Below are 18,104 nucleotides of genomic sequence, written 5' to 3' on the forward strand. Positions count from 1 at the left end.
CCAGATGCCCCTGTGGATGTGAGGAGTTACATGACCGACCCCTGGCAGGACCCCGCTCTGCCCGCAGGCGTCCGCGCCGCCGATCTGCTCGCCCGTATGACCACGGAAGAGAAAGTCGCCCAGCTCTACAGCGTCTGGCCCGGCTCGAACCAGACCCCGGGCGGGGACATGGCGCCGATGCAGCACGCCCTGTCCGAGGACATCGACCTGACGCGGCTGCTCCCGCACGGGCTCGGCCAGCTGACCCGCCCCTTCGGCACCGCACCGGTCGACCCGGCCGAGGGCGCCGCCCGTCTTGCCGCCCTCCAGGAGCGCATCCGATCCGCGAACCGCTTCCGGCTGCCGGCGCTCGCCCACGAGGAGTGCCTCACCGGGTTCACGGCCTGGCGGGCGACCGTCTTCCCGACCCCGCTCGCCTGGGGCGCGAGCTTCGACCCGGCCCTGGTGAAGGAGATGGCGGCGGCGATCGGCGCCTCGATGCGCTCGGTCGGCGTCCACCAGGGCCTCGCCCCGGTCCTCGACGTCGTACGCGATCCCCGCTGGGGCCGTACGGAGGAGTCGATCGGCGAGGACCCCTACCTCGTGGCGACCGTCGGCACCGCCTATGTCCAGGGCCTGGAGTCGGCGGGTGTCGTCGCCACCCTCAAGCACTTCGCCGGCTACTCGGCCTCCCGCGGCGCCCGCAACCACGCGCCCGCCTCGCTCGGCCCGCGCGAACTGGCGGACGTCATCCTGCCGCCGTTCGAGATGGCCGTACGGGAGGGCGGGGCGCGGTCGGTGATGGCCTCGTACAACGACCTCGACGGGCTGCCCGCCCACGCGCACCGCCGACTGCTCACCGAACTCCTGCGGGAGGAGTGGCAGTTCACCGGCACGGTCGTGGCCGACTACTTCGGGGTGTCCCTCCTGGAGTCCGCGCACGGGCTCACCGACTCGCCCGCGGGGGCGGCCGGGCTCGCGCTCGCGGCGGGCGTGGACGTCGAGCTGCCCGCCGTGCGCTGCTACGGCGCCGGGCCCCTCGACGAGGAGTTCGTGGACCGGGCCGCGCTGCGGGTGCTGACGCAGAAGTGCGAACTGGGGCTGCTGGACCCCGACTGGGCACCGCCCGCCGACTCCGCGTCCGTCGATCTCGATCCGCCGCACATGCGGGCGCTGGCCCGGCAGTTGGCGGAGGAGTCGGTCGTCCTGCTGGCCAACGGCGGTACGTTGCCGCTGGCGTCCGGGGTGCGGCGGATCGCCGTGCTCGGTCCGCTGGCCGACGATCCCGCGGCCATGCTCGGCTGCTACACCTTCCCCCGCCATGTCCTCCTCGACCACCCCGAGGTCGAGATGGGGGTGGGCGTGCCGACGCTGCTGGAGGCGCTGCGCGCCGAGCTGCCGGACGTGGAGTTCACCGACGATCCGGTGGCCGCCGACGTGTGTGTGGTGGCGGTCGGCGACCGCTCGGGGCTGTTCGGGCGGGGCACCTCGGGCGAGGGGTGCGACGCGGCCGATCTCGAACTTCCCGAGGGACAGGGAGATTTGGTCGACAAGACGCTGGCCTCCGGGACACCGGTCGTGCTGGTGCTGCTCTCGGGGCGGCCGTACGCGCTCGGGCGCTGGGCGGACCGGTGCGCGGCGGTGGTGCAGGCGTTCTTCGCGGGACAGGAGGGGGGTCCCGCGGTGGCCGGGGTGCTGTCCGGACGGGTGAACCCGTCGGGGCGGCTCCCGGTGAGCGTGCCGCGCGAGCGGGCCGGGCAGCCGTGGACGTATCTCGCGCCGCCGCTCGGACAGCGCAGTGGGGCCAGCAACCTCGACCCGACGCCGCTGTTCCCCTTCGGGCATGGGTTGTCCTACACGACGTACGACTGGCAGGCGCCGTCGGTCGACGAGACCGCGTTCCCGACGGACGGCGAGACGACCCTGCGGCTGACCGTCCGCAACACGGGGGAGCGGGCCGGTACCGAGGTCGTGCAGCTCTATCTCCACGACCCGGTCGGCAAGGTGGCGCGGCCGGTGGCCCGGCTGGTGGGCTACGCGCGGGTGCCGCTGGAGGCGGGCGCGTCGGCGGAGGTCCACTTCACGGTCCCGGCGGACCTGGCCGCGTACACCGGCCCGGACGGCGACCGGATCGTCGAACCGGGGGAGCTGGAGCTGCGGTTGGGGGTGTCCAGCGCCGAGGGCGAGGTGCGGTACGCGGTGCCGGTGACGCTGACCGGGCCCGAACGGGTGGTGGGCCGGGAGCGGCGGATGCGGTGCGAGGTGCGCGTGAAGTGAGCCGTCGGTTCGCGCCGTCGCCGAATGCTTCCTGCCTGTTCTCGAATGTTACGGACCTTCCTGAGGTCGGAGAGGGGTCGCCCGGCGTGCACCCGGGGATACGATCGCGCCCATGAATCCCGCGAAGCCCGTGGAGAAGCGGATGGCGGAACGGTCCTCGGGGACCGCGACCCTCGCCGAGATCGCCCGCGAGGCAGGCGTCTCCGCTCCGACTGTTTCGAAGGTGCTCAATGGCCGGGCCGATGTCGCCCCGGCCACCCGCACCCGTGTCGAGGAGCTGCTGCGCGCGTACGGCTACCGGCGCCGCCGGGCCGAGGCGACCCGCTCACCCCTCATCGACCTGGTCTTCCACGAGCTGGAGAGCGCCTGGGCGATGGAGGTCATCCGGGGTGTCGAGAACGTGGCGCGGGACGAGGGGCTGAGCGTCGTCCTCTCGGAGAGCGCGGGGCGGCTGACCCCCGGGCGGACCTGGGCCGACCAGGTCGCCGCCCGTCGCCCGCACGGCGTGATCCTCGTGCTGTCCCGGCTGGACGAGTCCCAGCGCGCGCTGCTGACCAGCAGGTCCATCCCCTTCGTGGTGATGGACCCGGCGGGCGACCCGGGTGACGACGTGCCGTCCATCGGCGCCACCAACTGGCACGGCGGGCTGGCCGCGACCCGCCATCTCGTCGACCTGGGGCACCGGCGGATCGGCGCGATCAGCGGGCCCTCGCGGATGATGTGCAGCCGCGCGCGCGTCGACGGATACCGGGCGGCGCTGGAGACGGCGGGACTGCCGGTGGACCCGGAGCTGATCAGAGTCGGGAACTTCCACCACGAGGACGGCTACCGGCTGGGCCTCGACCTGCTGCGCCGCCCCGACCGCCCGACGGCCGTCTTCACCGGCAACGACCTCCAGGCGCTCGGCCTGTACGAGGCCGCCCGCGAGCTGGGCCTGCGCATCCCGGAGGACCTGAGCGTCGTGGGGTTCGACGATCTGCCGGTGGCGCGCTGGGTCGGGCCGCCGCTGACGACCGTACGACAGCCCCTGACGGAGATGGCGGAGGCGGCGGCCAGGCTGGTGCTGGAGCTGGGGCGTGAGGAGCGGCCGGCGGCGGGGACCCGGATGGAGCTGGCGACGAGTCTGGTGGTGCGCAGCAGTACGGGGGTGCCTCCGGCGGTCGGCCTGGCGTGAAGTGGACGTATTGACGAGGGGGGCATCCCGTCCCACACTCCTCCGAAGCCAATCGGTTGCAAGGCCGAAACTTTCGGAGGCACCCGCATGAGATCTCTGAGAACAGGCTTATCCCTGGGGTCCGTCCTCACTGGCATCGCCGCCCTCGGCGCCCTGCTGGTCGCGGCCCCCGCCGCCCACGCGGCCGACACCCCGCTGCGCGACCTCGCCGCCGCCAAGGGCAAGGTCATCGGCACCGCCGTCACCGGGTCCAAGCTCACGGGGACGTACGGCGACATCACCGGGGCCCAGTTCAGCTCGCTCACCCCCGGCAACGCCATGAAGTGGGAGACCGTCGAGCCCACCCGGGGCACCTACAACTGGGCCGAGGCCGACCAGATCGTGGCCTTCGCGCAGGCCCACAACCAGCAGGTGCGCGGCCACACGCTGGTCTGGCACAGCCAGAACCCGAGCTGGCTGACGAACGGCACCTGGACGTCCGCCCAGCTCAGCTCGCTGCTCCAGGACCACATCACCACCGAGGTCACCCGCTACAAGGGCAAGCTGGCCGCCTGGGACGTGGTGAACGAGCCCTTCAACGAGGACGGCACCTACCGCTCGACCCTCTGGTACAACGGCCTCGGCTCCGACTACATCGCCCAGGCCCTGACCTGGGCGCACGCGGCCGACCCGGGCGCCAAGCTCTACATCAACGACTACAACGTCGAAGGCGTCAACGCCAAGAGCACCGCCCTCTACAACCTGGTCAAGTCGCTGAAGGAGCGCGGCGTCCCGATCGACGGGGTCGGCCTCCAGGCCCACCTCATCCTCGGTCAGGTGCCGTCCACGCTCCAGCAGAACATCCAGCGCTTCGCCGACCTCGGCGTCGACGTGGCGATCACGGAGCTGGACATCCGTATGCAGCTTCCCTCCGACAGCGCGAAGCTGACGCAGCAGGCCGCCGACTACAAGGCCGTCTTCGACGCGTGCGTCGCGGTGTCCCGGTGCTACGGCGTCACCGTCTGGGGCTTCACCGACTCCGACTCCTGGATCCCGGACGTCTTCTCCGGGTACGGCGCGGCGACCCCGTACGACGAGAACTACGTGCCGAAACCGGCGTACTACGCGATCGCGGGCTCGCTGGGCGGGACCTCGACGCCACCGCCCACGGGTGCCTGCACGGCGACGTACAGCGTCCAGAGCCAGTGGAACACGGGGTTCACGGGGCAGGTGAGGATCGCCTGTTCCGGGGCCGCGCTGTCGTCGTGGAAGGTGAACTGGACGTACGGCGCGGGCCAGCGGATCACCCAGGCCTGGAACGCCGACTGCACCCAGTCCGGTGCGGCGGTGACGTGCGCGAACGCCTCCTACAACGGAACGGTACCGAACGGCGGATCAGTGACGTTCGGGTTCAACGCGTCATGGAGCGGGAGCAATCCGGTGCCCACGGTGACGCTGGGCTGAGGGTGGCGTGAGAAGTCTGAGATTTTCCGAAGGAAACCCCAGAAGAGGTTCCTGCTCGTAATAATTCGGACTTACGTTCCTCCGCGTGACAGCAGAAGAGGAGCGCGGGGGCGGACGTGAGGCCGGGCGCGGGGACGGGAACGGGGCCGAGAGCGGAGACGGGAACGAGGGCGCCGCGAGACGTGCCGGACGGCGGAGAGGCCTGCTGAAGGCCGCCGGCATCACGCTCGCCGGCGTCCTCGTGCTCTCCGCGGCCGGGGCGGGCTGGGCCTACTGGCACCTGAACCACAACATCAAGAGCGTGGACATCAACAGCGCGCTGGGCGACGACCGTCCGGCGAAGGCGGTGTCGGCCCCGTCGGCGTCCGCCTCCGCCTCGGCCGCCCCGCTGCCGAGCGGCGCCCTGAACATCCTGGTCCTCGGCTCCGACTCGCGCAGCGGGAAGGCGAACGCCGCGCTCGGGGGCGGCGACAGCTCGGGCGCCCGCTCCGACACGGCGATGGTCGTCCACGTCGACGAGGGGCGCACCAAGGCGACGGTGGTGAGCATCCCCCGGGACACCCTGGTGACCCGCCCGTCGTGCCCGACCTCGTCCGGCGGGACGACCTCGGTGGCGTACAACGCGATGTTCAACAGCGCGTACTCGGTGGGCGGTCCGGTCTGCGCGGTGAAGACCGTCGAGTCCCTCACGGACGTCCGCATGGACCACTACATCGAGATCGACTTCTCCGGCTTCGCGAAGCTGGTGGACGCGCTCGGCGGCGTCACGGTCACGACGGACCAGAACATCGACGACGACAAGAGCCATCTGCACCTGAAGGCGGGCACGCACCATCTGGGCGGCACCCAGGCCCTGGCGCTGGCCCGCACCCGGCACGGCATAGGCGACGGCAGCGACCTCGGCCGCATAGGCCTCCAGCAGAAGCTGGTGAAGGCACTGCTGGAACAGATGGCGTCGACGTCCCTGCTGACCGACCCCGCCAAGCTCTACAAGGTCGCCGACGCCGTCACCGGCAGTCTGACGACGGACACGGGCCTCGACTCGCTGGGCGAACTGATGAAGCTCGGCCAGAGCCTGAAGTCCCTCTCCTCCGACAAGGTCAAGACGGTCACCATGCCGGTGGTGACGGCTCCGTCGAACCCGAACCGGGTGGTGGCCGACGAGCCGGAGGCGAGCGACCTGTGGACCTCGCTCAGGTGAGCCGGTCGACCCCGCCGACCCGGTAGGTCAACAGGTAACGCCAGTAGAGGAGTTGGCGGACGCGCGAGCCGGGCAGCAGCCGCTCCGCCTCGCTCCGGACGTCCGCCAGCGACATCCGCGGCTCGCGCACCGGCGCCCGCAGGGGCACGGCTTCGCTTCCGCGCAGCCGCTCACCCATCGCCACCCCCGCCCGTGCCACGGCATTGGCGGGCACGGCCGCGAGATCCCACCAGGTGATCCCCGCGTAGCAGCCCAGCACCAGCAGCACTCCGCCGGGCGCGAGCGCCTCCCGGAATCTGGTCACCGTGCCGAACGGCATGTGGTGCAGGCTCGCCAGACAGGTGATGACGTCGTAGTGCCCTTTCGGCAGCCCGGCGGAGGCGAAGTCCGTCCTCCGGAACCGGGGGCCGCCCCCGATCCGCCGCGCCGCGGCGATCACCTCGGCGGACGGATCGACGGCATCGACCTCATAGCCCCGCGCCGCCAGCCGCCGCGCGAATCGTCCGGTGCCACAGCCGACGTCAAGGGCGACGCGTCCCTGCTTCGGCAGCTTCCGCAGCAACAGCCGGTGATAGTGGTCGTTGTGGTCGAAGGGCATACGAGGACCTTGCCCACACGAACCCCGCGGCAGCGCCCGGCGAGAAAGTTCAAAGAATTTCGGGGACGGTGTCGAAACCGGTGTCTGCCGTTCGACGCACGGGTGAGAGGCAGGGAGAAGCCCCGCCTCCGAGGCACCACGGACACGAGGAGTCACCATGCCGCGTTACCTGTCGCTGGTCCAGATCGACGAGAGCACCGCGCCCGCCGAGGGCCCGAGCCCGGAGCTGATGCAGCGGATGGGCGAGCTGATCGAGGAGATCACCAAGGCGGGGGTCATGCTCGACACCGCCGGGCTGACGCCGTCCGCCCAGGGCAAGCGGGTGCACTGGTCGGGCGGGCAGCTGTCCGTCACCGACGGGCCCTTCACCGAGTCCAAGGAGGTCGTCGGCGGGTACGCGCTCATGCAGTGCAAGGACATGACCGAGGCCCTGGAGTGGACCAAGCGGTTCCTGAAGGTGCACGAGGAGCACTGGACGGTGACCTGCGAGGTGCGGGAGATCGCCGAGGGCTGAGCATTCCTTGGCCTGCGGCCTTCGCGGGTGTCTGATGGTGGGTTGTGGAAGAGCAGCAGCCCGCCGTCACGCCCGTCACGCCCGTCACGCCCGTCACGCCCGTCACACCGCCGGACCCGTCCGGGGCCACCAGAGGTGCCGTCGAAGCCGTCGAGACGATCTTCCGGATCGAGTCGCCCCGCATCATCGCCGGCGTCTCCCGCATCGTGCGTGACGTCGGCATCGCCGAGGAGCTCGCGCAGGACGCCCTGGTCGCGGCCCTGGAGCAGTGGCCGCGGGACGGGGTCCCGGACAACCCGGGCGCGTGGCTGACGACCACGGCCAAACGTCGTGCGATCGATCTCGTACGCCGCAGGGAGCAGTACGCGCGCAAGCTGGAGGAGGTGGGGCGGGACCTTTCGGTGACCGCCCCGCACCACCTCGACGAACCCTCCGACCCGGACGACATCGACGACGACCTGCTGCGGCTCGTCTTCACCGCCTGCCACCCCGTCCTCTCCGCCGAGGCCCGCATCGCCCTCACCCTGCGCCTGGTCGGCGGTCTGACCACCCCCGAGATCGCCCGCGCCTTCCTCGCCCCGGAGGCGACCGTCGCCCAGCGCATCGTGCGCGCCAAGCGGACCCTGGCGACGAAGGGCGTCCCCTTCGAGGTCCCCTACGGCCCGGACCGCGAGGCCCGCCTCGGGTCCGTACTGGAGGTCATCTACCTGGTCTTCAACGAGGGGTACGCGGCCACGGCGGGCGACGACCTGCTGCGCCCCGCCCTGTGCGAGGACGCGCTGCGACTGGCCCGCGTGCTCGCCGAGTTGATGCCCAAGGAGCCCGAAGTGCACGGGCTGGTGTCCCTGCTGGAGCTCCAGGAGTCCCGCGCCGCCGCCCGCACCGGCCCCTCGGGCGAACCCGTCCTCCTCAAGGACCAAAGCCGGCGCCGCTGGAACCGCCTGCTGATCCGCCGCGGCTTCGCCGCCCTCGGCCGGGCGAGCGCCGTCACCACCGGACCCCCCGGCCCGTACGCCCTCCAGGCCGCCATCGCCGCCTGCCACGCCCAGGCGTATGCGTACGAGGACACGGACTGGCGGCAGATCGCCACCCTGTACGGGCTGCTGGCGACCCGTTCCCCGTCTCCCGTGGTCGAGTTGAACCGCGCCGTCGCCGTCTCCATGGCCGAGGGCCCCGCCCCGGCGCTGGAGATCGTCGACCGTCTGGCCGGCGAACCGACCCTGCGCGACTACCACCTGCTGCCCAGCGTCCGCGGCGACCTGTTGGCCCGCCTCGGCCGTACGGCGGAGGCCCGCGCGGAGTTCGAACGAGCCGCCGGCCTGGCCCGCAACGAACGGGAACGCGAGCTGCTGGAGACCCGCGCGCGGGACTGCCGCTAGGGCCTGTCCGGCGGATGGGCGTGCCAAGCCCCGCGTCTGCGGCATGATCCGCCGGACAGGACCTAGGAGGCGTGCCGCTGGGCCGGGTGGCCGAGCAGCATCGTCGGTGCCCCCGCGACCCTGGTCAGGAAGACGGTGGCCGAGTGCGGGCCGTGCGACTTGGGCAGGGCCTTCTTGCGGAGTTCCTCCGGCTCGACCGCCGACCCCCGCTTCTTCACCGTCAGCACCCCGACCCCCCGCTCCCGCAGCAGCGCCTTCAACTTCTTCACGTTGAAGGGGAGTCGGTCGGTGATCTCGTAGGCGGAGGCGTACGGCGTCGGGCGCAGTTCGTCCGCCGTGATGTACGCGATCGTCTCGTCGACGAGCCCGCCGTCGACTTCCTCGGCGACCTCGGCGACCAGATGGGCGCGGATGACGGCGCCGTCGGGCTCGTACAGGTAGCGCCCGACCTCGCGCACCGCGGGGTCGGGGAGGCCGCGGCCGCGCAGCTCGCGCGGGCCGGGCAGCAGGGTGGCCCGCACCAGCCCCGGCTCGGTGCCGAACCACAGCACCGCCTCCTTCACGTCACCGGCGTCCGAGATCCACTCGGCCTCGGCCTCGGCGGGGATGGCCTCGTGGGGGATGCCCGGGGCGATCTTCAGGGCGGCGAGCGGGGCCTTCAGAGCCGTCGCGATCGCCCAGGAGAGCGGGGGCGAGTACGCCTCCGGGTCGAAGATCCGGCCGCGTCCGCCGCGCCGCGCCGGGTCCACGAAGACCGCGTCGTACGCCTGCGTGTCGACCTCCGTGACATCGGCCTCGCGCACCTCGATCAGGTCGGCGAGCCCGAGCGCCTCGGCGTTCGCGCGCGCCACCGCCACCGTCAGCGGGTCGCGGTCGACGGCGAGGACGCGGATCCCGGCACGGGCCAGCGCGATCGCGTCGCCGCCGATGCCGGAGCACAGGTCGGCGACCGAGCGCACGCCCAGGGACCGCAGCCGCAGCGCGCGATGGGTGGCGACCGTGGTGCGCGTCGACTGCTCGACCCCGTTCGGGGTGAAGAACATCCGCTCCGCGTCCTCGGCGCCGAACTTCGCCGCCGCCCGCTGCCGCAGCCGCGCCTGCCCGAGCGCGGCCGAGACCAGTTCGGCCGGGTGGTCGCGGCGCAGCCGGGTGGCGACGGCCAGCTCCTGGGCCGGTTCGGTGCCGCGCACCTCGTCGAGCAGGGCACGGCCCTCGGGGGTGAGGAGGGAGGCGAAGGAGACGTCGTTCACCGGCCCATTGTCGGTCAGTGCGGGCGGGTGTGGGCCAGTCGGTGGACGGTGCGCCCCCGGTCGCGGTGTCGGAGCCTTGGACGCGTGGTGGCCTGCAAGGATCCGACACCATGCGATCAGTACGACAAAAGTACAAAAACAACGCAAAGAGGGCACGTGTCTGGGGCGGGGTCGCCGTCCTCGCCGTCGCCGCCCTCGCGTCCGGTTGCGCCGACGACGACACCAACGGCGCCCGTTCGGCCCAGGGGCCCCAGCAGGCGCTGCACGCGCCCCCGGCCCGCGCTCTCGACTCCTACGCCGCCAGACTCCGCGCGCAGCAGGCCGCCCGGGCCGTCGCGGCCAAGCACTGGGGGCTCGCGAAGGTCCCGCTGGCCGCGCCCCCGCCCCCGGCGAGGAAGCCGGTCATCGGACCCCGCGACGGCTTCGAGGTCACCGATCAGGAAGAGCTCGGACTGCCGCCTGTCTTCACGACCGTCCCCACCAAGGACAAAGTCGTCTTCCTCACCATCGACGACGGCTCCGAGAAGGACCCCGCGTTCCTCAGGATGATGAGCGACCTGAAGATCCCGTACACCGCCTTCCTGAGCAACTACCTGGTCAAGGACGACTACGGGTACTTCCGCAAGATGCGCGACCAGGGCGTCACCCTCAACAACCACACCCTCACCCACCCCTACCTGCCCGGGCTGTCGTACGAGGAGCAGCGGCAGGAGATCTGCGGCATGCAGGACGTCATGGAGAAGCAGTTCGGCAAGCGCCCGAAGGTTTTCAGGCCGCCCTACGGCAACTACAACCAGGACACCCTGCGCGCCGCCAAGTCCTGCGGCATCAAGTACGCGCCCATCTGGGACGAGGAGGTCTTCGTCGACCACTGGGAGTACCGCGACTGGGACCGCGACCTGCACCCCGGCGACATCGTCCTCACCCACTTCCGCGGCAAAGAGGACTGGGACGGCACCATGCCCGACATGATCCGCCGCTTCCTGAAGCTGGTCACCGACAAGGGGTACGCGGTGGCACGGCTGGAGGACTACCTGTGAGAACGCGGGCGCTGGTCGCGGGGGCGCTCACCGCGGCGCTCCTGACCGGCTGCACCGGCTGTGCCCAGTCCGTCGACCCGATCGAACGGCTGGGCAAGAAGGCCGCGCAGGAGGTGCGCAGGTCCAGGCCGAACGGGCCGACCCCGGCGATGTACCGCCACTGGGGGCTGCCCACCCCGCTCGCCGCCCCGCCGCAGCGGCCCGCCCGGCCCGCCCTCCGCGGCGCGGAGCCGGGACTGGCTCCCGTCGTGGGTCGCGTACCCACCCACGACAAAGTGGTCTTCCTGACGTACGACGACGGTGCCGAGCGCGATCCGCGGTTCGTCGACATGGTCCGTGAACTGCGGCTGCCGGTCAGCATGTTCCTCACGGACAGTGTCGTCGGGCCGGGGTACGGGCACTTCGCCCAACTGCGGACGGTCGGCGCGAGCGTGCAGAACCACACCCTCCACCACGCCTCGCTGCGCGGACTGCCGTACGCGGGCCAGCGGGCCGAGATCTGCGGCCAGCAGGAGAAGCTCAAGGCCCGCTTCGGCATCCGCCCCCGGCTCTTCCGTCCCCCCTACGGCGCCTACGACACCACCACGCTGCACGCCGCCGCCGACTGCGGGGTCGTGGCCGTCGTCCTCGGCCGGGAGCCCGACGCCCACCGTTTGCGAGCGGGTGACATCCTCACCGGCTTCGAGGAGCCCAACCTCACGGAGGCGACGGTCAGACTCCTGCGACGCATCCAGGCGGAGGGCCTCACACCGGCACGCCTGGAGAACTACCTCTGACCATTCGTCTGGGGGACGCCGACACGCGCGCAGGGTGCCCCAAAACCCCACGCCACGCCGCACGCTTTGGCACTCCGCTTGACCGAGTGCTAATCGCGGTCATAGTCTCGGCCCTGGCACTCCCCCCTGGAGAGTGCCAATAGCGACGGGCAGGTCCGGCACCCGCGACGACGGATCCACCTGGTCGCCACCTCAGACAGTTAACCCCGTGAGATCTCCGAAGGGGGAGGTCGGATCGTGACGACCACCAGCTCCAAGGTTGCCATCAAGCCGCTCGAGGACCGTGTTGTGGTCCAGCCGCTGGACGCCGAGCAGACCACGGCTTCCGGCCTGGTCATCCCGGACACCGCGAAGGAGAAGCCCCAGGAGGGCGTCGTCCTCGCCGTGGGCCCGGGCCGCTTCGAGAACGGCGAGCGCCTGCCGCTCGACGTCAGCACCGGCGACATCGTGCTGTACAGCAAGTACGGCGGCACCGAGGTGAAGTACAACGGCGAGGAGTACCTCGTCCTCTCGGCTCGCGACGTGCTCGCGATCATCGAGAAGTAGTTCGCCGAGCTTCACCGTTTGACCCAGTTTTGCAGTGAACTGCGCCCCTGGCCCCCGCGACCATAACCAGCCGGGCGTCGGGGGCGCGGTTCGTTCACCCCAGTTTTCCGAGAGGGCTGAATCGCTCCCATGGCGAAGATCCTGAAGTTCGACGAGGACGCCCGTCGCGCCCTCGAGCGCGGCGTCAACAAGCTTGCCGACACGGTCAAGGTGACGATCGGCCCCAAGGGCCGCAACGTCGTCATCGACAAGAAGTTCGGCGCACCCACCATCACCAACGACGGTGTCACCATCGCCCGCGAGGTCGAGCTCGACGACCCGTACGAGAACCTCGGCGCCCAGCTGGTGAAGGAGGTGGCGACCAAGACCAACGACATCGCGGGTGACGGTACGACCACCGCCACCGTGCTGGCCCAGGCGCTCGTCCGCGAGGGCCTGAAGAACGTCGCCGCGGGTGCCTCCCCGGCGCTGCTGAAGAAGGGCATCGACGCGGCCGTCAAGGCGGTCTCGGACGAGCTCCTCGCCACCGCGCGCCCGATCGAGGAGAAGTCGGACATCGCCGCCGTCGCCGCGCTGTCCGCCCAGGACCCGCAGGTCGGCGAGCTCATCGCCGAGGCGATGGACAAGGTCGGCAAGGACGGTGTCATCACCGTCGAGGAGTCCAACACCTTCGGCCTGGAGCTGGACTTCACCGAGGGCATGGCCTTCGACAAGGGCTACCTGTCGCCGTACATGGTGTCCGACCAGGAGCGTATGGAGGCCGTCCTCGACGACCCGTACATCCTCATCCACCAGGGCAAGATCAGCTCCATCCAGGACCTGCTGCCGCTGCTGGAGAAGGTCATCCAGTCCAACGCCTCCCGGCCGCTGCTGATCATCGCCGAGGACGTCGAGGGCGAGGCCCTGTCGACCCTGGTCGTGAACAAGATCCGCGGCACGTTCAACGCCGTCGCCGTGAAGGCCCCCGGCTTCGGCGACCGCCGCAAGGCCATGCTCGGCGACATCGCCACCCTCACCGGTGGTCAGGTCATCGCCGAAGAGGTCGGCCTCAAGCTCGACCAGGTCGGTCTGGACGTGCTCGGCAGCGCCCGCCGTGTGACCGTCACCAAGGACGACACCACCATCGTCGACGGTGGCGGCAACTCCGAGGAGGTCCTCGGCCGGGTCAACCAGATCAAGGCCGAGATCGAGAACACCGACTCCGACTGGGACCGCGAGAAGCTCCAGGAGCGCCTCGCGAAGCTGGCCGGCGGCGTGTGCGTGATCAAGGTCGGCGCCGCCACCGAGGTCGAGCTCAAGGAGAAGAAGCACCGTCTGGAGGACGCCATCTCCGCGACCCGCGCCGCGGTCGAGGAGGGCATCGTCTCCGGTGGTGGCTCCGCGCTCGTCCACGCCGTGAAGATCCTCGAGGGCAACCTCGGCAAGACCGGCGACGAGGCCACGGGTGTCGCGGTCGTCCGCAAGGCCGCCGTCGAGCCGCTGCGCTGGATCGCCGAGAACGCCGGCCTTGAGGGTTACGTCATCACCTCCAAGGTCGCCGAGCTCGACAAGGGCCAGGGCTTCAACGCCGCCACCGGCGAGTACGGCGACCTGGTCAAGTCCGGTGTCATCGACCCGGTCAAGGTCACCCGCTCCGCCCTGGAGAACGCCGCCTCCATCGCCTCCCTGCTCCTCACGACCGAGACCCTGGTCGTCGAGAAGCCGGCCGAGGAGGAGGCCGACGCCGGTCACGGCCACGGCCACGGGCACTCCCACTGAGTCTCGTACTCCCGAAGAAGCCCCCGTTCCACACGGAACGGGGGCTTCTCGCGTACTCGGTACCACCTGCCAGGTCCCGCACCACCGGCACCGACCCGTTCTACTGCTCCAGCCGGTACTACTGCTCCAGCGCGTCCAGCGCCCCCAGCTGACCCAGCAGCCCCAGCTGGTCGTACTGCCACCAGCCCTCGGCGATCTTCCCGTCCTCCTGACAACGGAAGACGGTCGTACCGGTCATGGTGACCTGCTTCCCGGTCGCCGGGATCCCCATGAAGTCGCCCTTGTGGGTGCCGTTCCAGGCCCACCGGGTGCAGACCCGGTCGCCCTGGGTGAGCTGGTCCTCGACGGTGAACGTGAAGTCGAACCCGCCGCGCCACATCTCGATCTCGCGCCGCATCGCGTCGAGGCCGATGGTGTCCTGCGCGTTGGCCGGATCGTGGTCGTGGTAGCTCTCCGCCATCAGACCGTTGAGCGGCGGCAGTTCACCCGGCGTCGCGAGCGTCTCGAAGAACCTGCGGATATTGGCCGCGTACAACTGCTCGTCCCGCACCACGTCCAGGTCGGTGAACGTCGGCAGCTCGTCGCAGAGCGCCACCATCTCCTGGAAGATCCGTTCGGTCTCGGGGAGGTTCGAGTTCCGCATCGCCTCCTCGAACGAGGGGAACTCCATGATCTCTATGAAGTGGGTCGCGTCGGAGCGGTCCTTGCCGATCACACTGTGCGTCGCGGTCCGCTTGCCCCTGGTCTTCTCGACCCATGTGTCCATCAGCTGGTTCATCTCGTCGAACCGGCTGGTCCTGCAATCGATGAGCTGTACGAATGTCATGGCGTCGCCTCCGGCCCCCTGGGTCCGGTTGAACACCCTCAGTTTCCCACCGGAGGGACGACACCACCCACTGCGCGGTGGCCCTTACTGGGGGCCGTACTTCCGGCCCGTCTTCGACGTGATTCCGCCCAGCAGTCCTCGCGGCGCCACCTTCACCAGGCCCATCAGCGCCTTGTAGCGGGGGTCGGGGATGGACAGCGACTTGCCGCGGGCCAGGTCCGCGAGCGCCGCCGCGACCAGCTTGTCCGCATCCAGCCACATCCAGTTCGGGATGTTGTCCGTGCCCATTCCGGCCCGCTGGTGGAACTCGGTGCGGACGAAGCCGGGAGCCAGCGCCATCAGCCGTACGCCGCTGCCCGCCAGATCCCGCGCCGCGCCCTGCGTGAACTGCACGACCCACGCCTTGGACGCCCCGTACGTACCCCGCGGCACGAACGCGGCCACCGAGGCGACGTTGACGACTCCGCCCCGGCCGCGCTCCCGCATGGCCTCGGTCGCCGCCGACGTCAACCGCAGCACCGCCTCGCAGTGGACCTTGAGCATCGTCAGCTCGTCGGCCATCGACACCTCGAGATAGCGGCCCTTGTTGCCGAAGCCCGCGTTGTTGATCAGCAGGTCGACCGGGTTCTTGCGGTCGGAGAGGCGGGCGGCCACGGCCTCGATGCCCTCGTCCGTCGCCAGGTCGGCGGTCAGCACCTCCGCCTCGATGCCGTGCCGGTCGTGCAGTTCGGTCGCCTGCTCGCCCAGCCGCTTGGTGTCGCGCGCCACCAGCACGAGGTTGTGCCCGTCAGCCGCCAGCCGCCGCGCGAAGGCGGCGCCGATGCCCGCGGTCGATCCCGTAATCAGAGCCGTTGTCATGGCCCAAGGCTAATGACCTGACCAGGCCCGCCGCCGCCCCCACCACCCAACGCCTGACGTTGCTCCACGAGTTCCCCGCACACCCCGGACGCCCCCGCCCCACGCCCCCGCTTCGAGCATCTAGTCGCTGTGCCGCGCCACGTACTTCTCCGCCATCTCCAGCAACTCCGGGTGCAGCGCGTCGCCCGCGGCCAACACCCTTGTCAGCAGCGCCCGTTCGGTCGTCTCGGCGCGGAAGGCGAGGGCGACCGTCACCTCGTGGTCGGGCCGGTGCACGACCTCGATCGGGTCGCCCGCCCTGATCTCGCCCGGCTCGATCACCCGCAGATAGGCGCCGGGCGCGCCCTTCTGGGTGAACCGCTTCACCCAGCGCTGCTCACCGACGTGCCCCTGGAACGTACGGCAGGGGATGCGCCCGCAGGTGACTTCGAGGACCACCTCGGAGCCGACGCGCCAGCGCTCGCCGATCCGCGCGCCGGACACGTCGAGCCCCTGGGTCGTCAGGTTCTCGCCGAACGCGCCGCTCGCCAGCGGCCGGCCGAGCTCGCGCCCCCAGTCGTCGAGGTCCTCGCGGGCGACCGCGTACACCGCCTGGTCGTTCCCGCCGTGATGGCGCAGGTCGCACACCGCGTCCCCGGCGAGACCGCTCGCGCCGACCCCCTTGGGCCCGGGTGCCGCCACCCGCACCGGCCCGTCCACCGGCCGCTTGTCGATACCGGTCACGCCCTCGGGCTGGTCCGTGTACGGGACGGCCCGCGGGCGGCCGATGTTCAAGGACAGAAGCTTCATGACAGCACGCTAGGGGATGAGAGCCAAAGCGGCGACGCAATATTCGCCGCCGTATCCAAGGCTCGCTTATGCTCGAAAGGTGATCGAGGCCCGTCATCTCCGTGTCCTGCGCGCCGTCGCCGCCACCGGCTCCTTCTCGGCGGCGGGACGTGAACTGGGCTGCACCCAGCCCGCCGTCAGCCAGCAGATGAAGGCGCTCGAATCGTCCGTCGGCACGCCGCTGCTCATCCGCACAGGTCGCGAGATGCGCCTCACCCAGGCGGGCGAGGCCCTGGTCCGGCACGCGGCGGGCATCATCGCGGGCCTGACCGCAGCCGAGGAGGAGGTCGCCGCGATCGCGGGCCTGCGCGCGGGCCGGGTCCGGCTCGTCTCCTTCCCCAGCGGCAGTTCCACGCTCGTCCCCACGGCCCTCGCCGCGCTGCGCGCCGCGCATCCCGGCACCCGGGTCTCCCTGGAGGAGGCCGAGCCGCCGGAGTCCGTCGAGAAGCTCCGGGCCGGCGACTGCGACATCGCCCTCGCGTTCCGCTACGAGGGAGCCGCGGGTGCCGAGGAGTGGGACGATCTGGTCGTACGGCCCCTGCTGCGGGACCGGCTCGTCGGGCTGGTCCCCGAGAGGCACCGGCTCGCGCGGGCCGGGTCGGTCGCGATCGCCGAACTCGCCGGGGAGCCGTGGATCGCGGGCTGCCCGCGCTGCCGCGGACAACTGGTGGAGGTCTGCCGCGCCGCGGGCTTCGTGCCCCGCATCGACTTCGCCACCGACGACTACCCGGCCGTGGTCGGGCTGGTCGGCGCGGGTCTCGGGGTCGCGGTCCTGCCGGAGCTCGCGATCGAGTCCGTACGCCCCAAGGGCGCACGCACCGTGACGGTGGAGCCGCCGGTGCGGCGCGAGATCGTCGCGCTCACCCTCCCGGACCTGGCACAGGTGCCGGCGGTGGCGGCGACGCTCGACCAACTGGCGCGGGCCGCGAGCCGCTGACGCCGCCCAAAAGCGGCTGACGTCGCCAAAAAGCATGGGCACGCGTGCGCGTGCCCGACGGTGGACTGAAAAGCAGAAACGTTCCTTCAGTTGTTCGAAGCGGGATCGCCGCTCCCGGTGGTCGACGCCGCCACCAGCCGGTTGCGCGCCCGCCCCATGAGTTCCTCGCGCTCGTCCTCGGTCAGGCCGCCCCATACGCCGTACGGTTCGCGCACCGCCAAGGCGTGCGCCGCGCACTGGGCTCGTACCGGGCATCGCATGCAGACCTCTTTGGCCGAGTTCTCGCGAGCGCTCCGTGCCGCACCGCGCTCGCCCTCCGGGTGGAAGAAGAGCGAGCTGTCGACCCCGCGGCAGGCCGCGAGGAGCTGCCAGTCCCAGAGGTCCGCGTTCGGACCGGGAAGGCGGGAGAAATCTGCCATTGCTTTGTCCCCTTGTCGCCGTTCTGGGCTGCTCTGTGCCCACCGACCGTACATCTACGATCTAAGGAGATGAAAATATGACTCATTGCGAATCTAGCCGCAGACACCAGCAAATGGGAAGAAAACAGGCTGAATGGGGCATAGGTTGTGATGAAACGTTGAGGGTCCGTTGCGCATGTCTGCGTCGTGTCCACGCCCTCACGTAGAGTGCCGAAGACGACCGACTGCCCCGTAACTCTTTCGAGTGACCATCGTTGAGAGTGCGGAGGCGGTTGAAGGAACAAGCGCTCGGGCAGACGGC

Annotated in this window: 17 protein-coding genes; 11 read left to right on the plus strand and 6 right to left on the minus strand. The window is 70.8% G+C overall.

All coding sequences use genetic code 11. The features are described 5' to 3' along the window. The first annotated feature begins 30 nt into the window (after window positions 1-30). The 4 genes from ACFZDJ_RS32980 (at window position 31) to ACFZDJ_RS32995 (ending at window position 6,074) form a co-directional block, all read left to right on the plus strand. Complete coding sequence (locus ACFZDJ_RS32980; protein WP_391064225.1) at window positions 31-2,256, plus strand: glycoside hydrolase family 3 N-terminal domain-containing protein; 2,226 nt, start codon at window positions 31-33, stop codon at window positions 2,254-2,256. Between the two features lie 112 nt (window positions 2,257-2,368). After that, the gene (locus tag ACFZDJ_RS32985) at window positions 2,369-3,430 is read left to right on the plus strand and encodes a substrate-binding domain-containing protein (RefSeq protein WP_390940023.1); all 1,062 of its coding nucleotides are present in this window, start codon (window positions 2,369-2,371) and stop codon (window positions 3,428-3,430) included. Between the two features lie 87 nt (window positions 3,431-3,517). Next, a complete protein-coding gene (locus ACFZDJ_RS32990) occupies window positions 3,518-4,873 on the plus strand; it encodes an endo-1,4-beta-xylanase (RefSeq protein ID WP_391064228.1) in 1,356 nt (451 codons plus the stop codon). Window positions 4,874-5,075: 202 nt separating this feature from the next. After that, window positions 5,076-6,074 (plus strand): LCP family protein, encoded by a 999-nt coding sequence (locus tag ACFZDJ_RS32995; RefSeq protein WP_390940087.1) that lies wholly within the window; start codon window positions 5,076-5,078, stop codon window positions 6,072-6,074. On the opposite strand, the gene ACFZDJ_RS33000 is transcribed toward ACFZDJ_RS32995, so the two are convergent. Beyond that, window positions 6,067-6,672, minus strand: a complete 606-nt coding sequence (locus ACFZDJ_RS33000) for a methyltransferase (RefSeq protein ID WP_390940027.1) — start codon at window positions 6,670-6,672, stop codon at window positions 6,067-6,069. The two genes, ACFZDJ_RS32995 and ACFZDJ_RS33000, sit on opposite strands and share 8 nt — an antisense overlap. 157 nt (window positions 6,673-6,829) lie before the next feature. On the opposite strand from ACFZDJ_RS33000, the gene ACFZDJ_RS33005 reads away from it, so the two are divergent. Together ACFZDJ_RS33005 and ACFZDJ_RS33010 are read left to right on the plus strand one after the other, a co-directional pair. Beyond that, entirely contained in the window at window positions 6,830-7,186 is a 357-nt protein-coding gene (locus tag ACFZDJ_RS33005) for a YciI family protein (protein WP_382235767.1), read from the plus strand. 44 nt (window positions 7,187-7,230) lie between these two features. Then, a complete protein-coding gene (locus ACFZDJ_RS33010) occupies window positions 7,231-8,565 on the plus strand; it encodes a sigma-70 family RNA polymerase sigma factor (RefSeq protein WP_391064232.1) in 1,335 nt (444 codons plus the stop codon). 62 nt (window positions 8,566-8,627) lie between these two features. Here the strand turns inward: ACFZDJ_RS33010 and ACFZDJ_RS33015 are convergent, their stop codons facing one another. Next, window positions 8,628-9,815, minus strand: coding sequence for a methyltransferase domain-containing protein (locus tag ACFZDJ_RS33015; RefSeq protein ID WP_391064235.1), 1,188 nt, complete (start codon window positions 9,813-9,815; stop codon window positions 8,628-8,630). 110 nt (window positions 9,816-9,925) lie between these two features. On the opposite strand from ACFZDJ_RS33015, the gene ACFZDJ_RS33020 reads away from it, so the two are divergent. The 4 genes from ACFZDJ_RS33020 to groL all read left to right on the plus strand — a co-directional run bounded on the left by ACFZDJ_RS33020 (window position 9,926) and on the right by groL (window position 13,935). Continuing rightward, window positions 9,926-10,855: a polysaccharide deacetylase family protein gene (locus tag ACFZDJ_RS33020; RefSeq protein ID WP_391064238.1), complete on the plus strand. Its 930-nt coding sequence runs from the start codon at window positions 9,926-9,928 to the stop codon at window positions 10,853-10,855. After that, a complete protein-coding gene (locus ACFZDJ_RS33025; protein ID WP_390940038.1) occupies window positions 10,852-11,631 on the plus strand; it encodes a polysaccharide deacetylase family protein in 780 nt (259 codons plus the stop codon). The genes ACFZDJ_RS33020 and ACFZDJ_RS33025 overlap by 4 nt, the downstream gene beginning before the upstream one ends. A gap of 237 nt (window positions 11,632-11,868) precedes the next feature. After that, window positions 11,869-12,177 carry a co-chaperone GroES gene (gene groES, locus ACFZDJ_RS33030; protein ID WP_060901476.1) on the plus strand — a complete coding sequence of 103 codons (309 nt, stop codon included), beginning with the start codon at window positions 11,869-11,871 and terminating at the stop codon, window positions 12,175-12,177. A gap of 129 nt (window positions 12,178-12,306) precedes the next feature. Continuing rightward, entirely contained in the window at window positions 12,307-13,935 is a 1,629-nt protein-coding gene (groL, locus tag ACFZDJ_RS33035; protein ID WP_060901475.1) for a chaperonin GroEL, read from the plus strand. Window positions 13,936-14,053: 118 nt separating this feature from the next. On the opposite strand, the gene ACFZDJ_RS33040 is transcribed toward groL, so the two are convergent. The 3 genes from ACFZDJ_RS33040 to ACFZDJ_RS33050 all read right to left on the minus strand — a co-directional run bounded on the left by ACFZDJ_RS33040 (window position 14,054) and on the right by ACFZDJ_RS33050 (window position 16,408). Further along, complete coding sequence (locus ACFZDJ_RS33040) at window positions 14,054-14,761, minus strand: ester cyclase (RefSeq protein ID WP_391064241.1); 708 nt, start codon at window positions 14,759-14,761, stop codon at window positions 14,054-14,056. An 84-nt stretch (window positions 14,762-14,845) separates the two neighbouring features. Beyond that, on the minus strand, window positions 14,846-15,619 hold the full coding sequence (locus ACFZDJ_RS33045; protein WP_385377431.1) for an SDR family NAD(P)-dependent oxidoreductase: 774 nt from the start codon (window positions 15,617-15,619) through the stop codon (window positions 14,846-14,848). A 120-nt stretch (window positions 15,620-15,739) separates the two neighbouring features. Then, window positions 15,740-16,408 carry an MOSC domain-containing protein gene (locus ACFZDJ_RS33050; RefSeq protein ID WP_384909285.1) on the minus strand — a complete coding sequence of 223 codons (669 nt, stop codon included), beginning with the start codon at window positions 16,406-16,408 and terminating at the stop codon, window positions 15,740-15,742. A 79-nt stretch (window positions 16,409-16,487) separates the two neighbouring features. On the opposite strand from ACFZDJ_RS33050, the gene ACFZDJ_RS33055 reads away from it, so the two are divergent. Then, window positions 16,488-17,384 (plus strand): LysR family transcriptional regulator, encoded by an 897-nt coding sequence (locus ACFZDJ_RS33055; RefSeq protein WP_168510402.1) that lies wholly within the window; start codon window positions 16,488-16,490, stop codon window positions 17,382-17,384. An 86-nt stretch (window positions 17,385-17,470) separates the two neighbouring features. On the opposite strand, the gene ACFZDJ_RS33060 is transcribed toward ACFZDJ_RS33055, so the two are convergent. After that, window positions 17,471-17,803: a WhiB family transcriptional regulator gene (locus tag ACFZDJ_RS33060; RefSeq protein ID WP_060901471.1), complete on the minus strand. Its 333-nt coding sequence runs from the start codon at window positions 17,801-17,803 to the stop codon at window positions 17,471-17,473. Window positions 17,804-18,104: the final 301 nt, after the last annotated feature.

This window comes from Streptomyces sp. NPDC007896 (assembly GCF_042959425.1).
Classification (GTDB): Bacteria; Actinomycetota; Actinomycetes; order Streptomycetales; family Streptomycetaceae; genus Streptomyces.

Excerpts from the sequence above, each read along its gene's own strand:
- ACFZDJ_RS33005 (WP_382235767.1), top strand. The coding sequence starts at position 6,830 with ATGCCGCGTTACCTGTCGCTGGTCCAGATCGACGAGAGCACCGCGCCC.
- ACFZDJ_RS32985 (WP_390940023.1), top strand. The coding sequence starts at position 2,369 with ATGAATCCCGCGAAGCCCGTGGAGAAGCGGATGGCGGAACGGTCCTCG.
- ACFZDJ_RS32990 (WP_391064228.1), top strand. The coding sequence starts at position 3,518 with ATGAGATCTCTGAGAACAGGCTTATCCCTGGGGTCCGTCCTCACTGGC.
- ACFZDJ_RS33000 (WP_390940027.1), bottom strand. The coding sequence starts at position 6,672 with ATGCCCTTCGACCACAACGACCACTATCACCGGCTGTTGCTGCGGAAG.
- ACFZDJ_RS33040 (WP_391064241.1), bottom strand. The coding sequence starts at position 14,761 with ATGACATTCGTACAGCTCATCGATTGCAGGACCAGCCGGTTCGACGAG.
- ACFZDJ_RS32980 (WP_391064225.1), top strand. The coding sequence starts at position 31 with ATGACCGACCCCTGGCAGGACCCCGCTCTGCCCGCAGGCGTCCGCGCC.
- groL (WP_060901475.1), top strand. The coding sequence starts at position 12,307 with ATGGCGAAGATCCTGAAGTTCGACGAGGACGCCCGTCGCGCCCTCGAG.
- ACFZDJ_RS33020 (WP_391064238.1), top strand. The coding sequence starts at position 9,926 with ATGCGATCAGTACGACAAAAGTACAAAAACAACGCAAAGAGGGCACGT.
- ACFZDJ_RS33060 (WP_060901471.1), bottom strand. The coding sequence starts at position 17,803 with ATGGCAGATTTCTCCCGCCTTCCCGGTCCGAACGCGGACCTCTGGGAC.
- ACFZDJ_RS33050 (WP_384909285.1), bottom strand. The coding sequence starts at position 16,408 with ATGAAGCTTCTGTCCTTGAACATCGGCCGCCCGCGGGCCGTCCCGTAC.
- ACFZDJ_RS33045 (WP_385377431.1), bottom strand. The coding sequence starts at position 15,619 with ATGACAACGGCTCTGATTACGGGATCGACCGCGGGCATCGGCGCCGCC.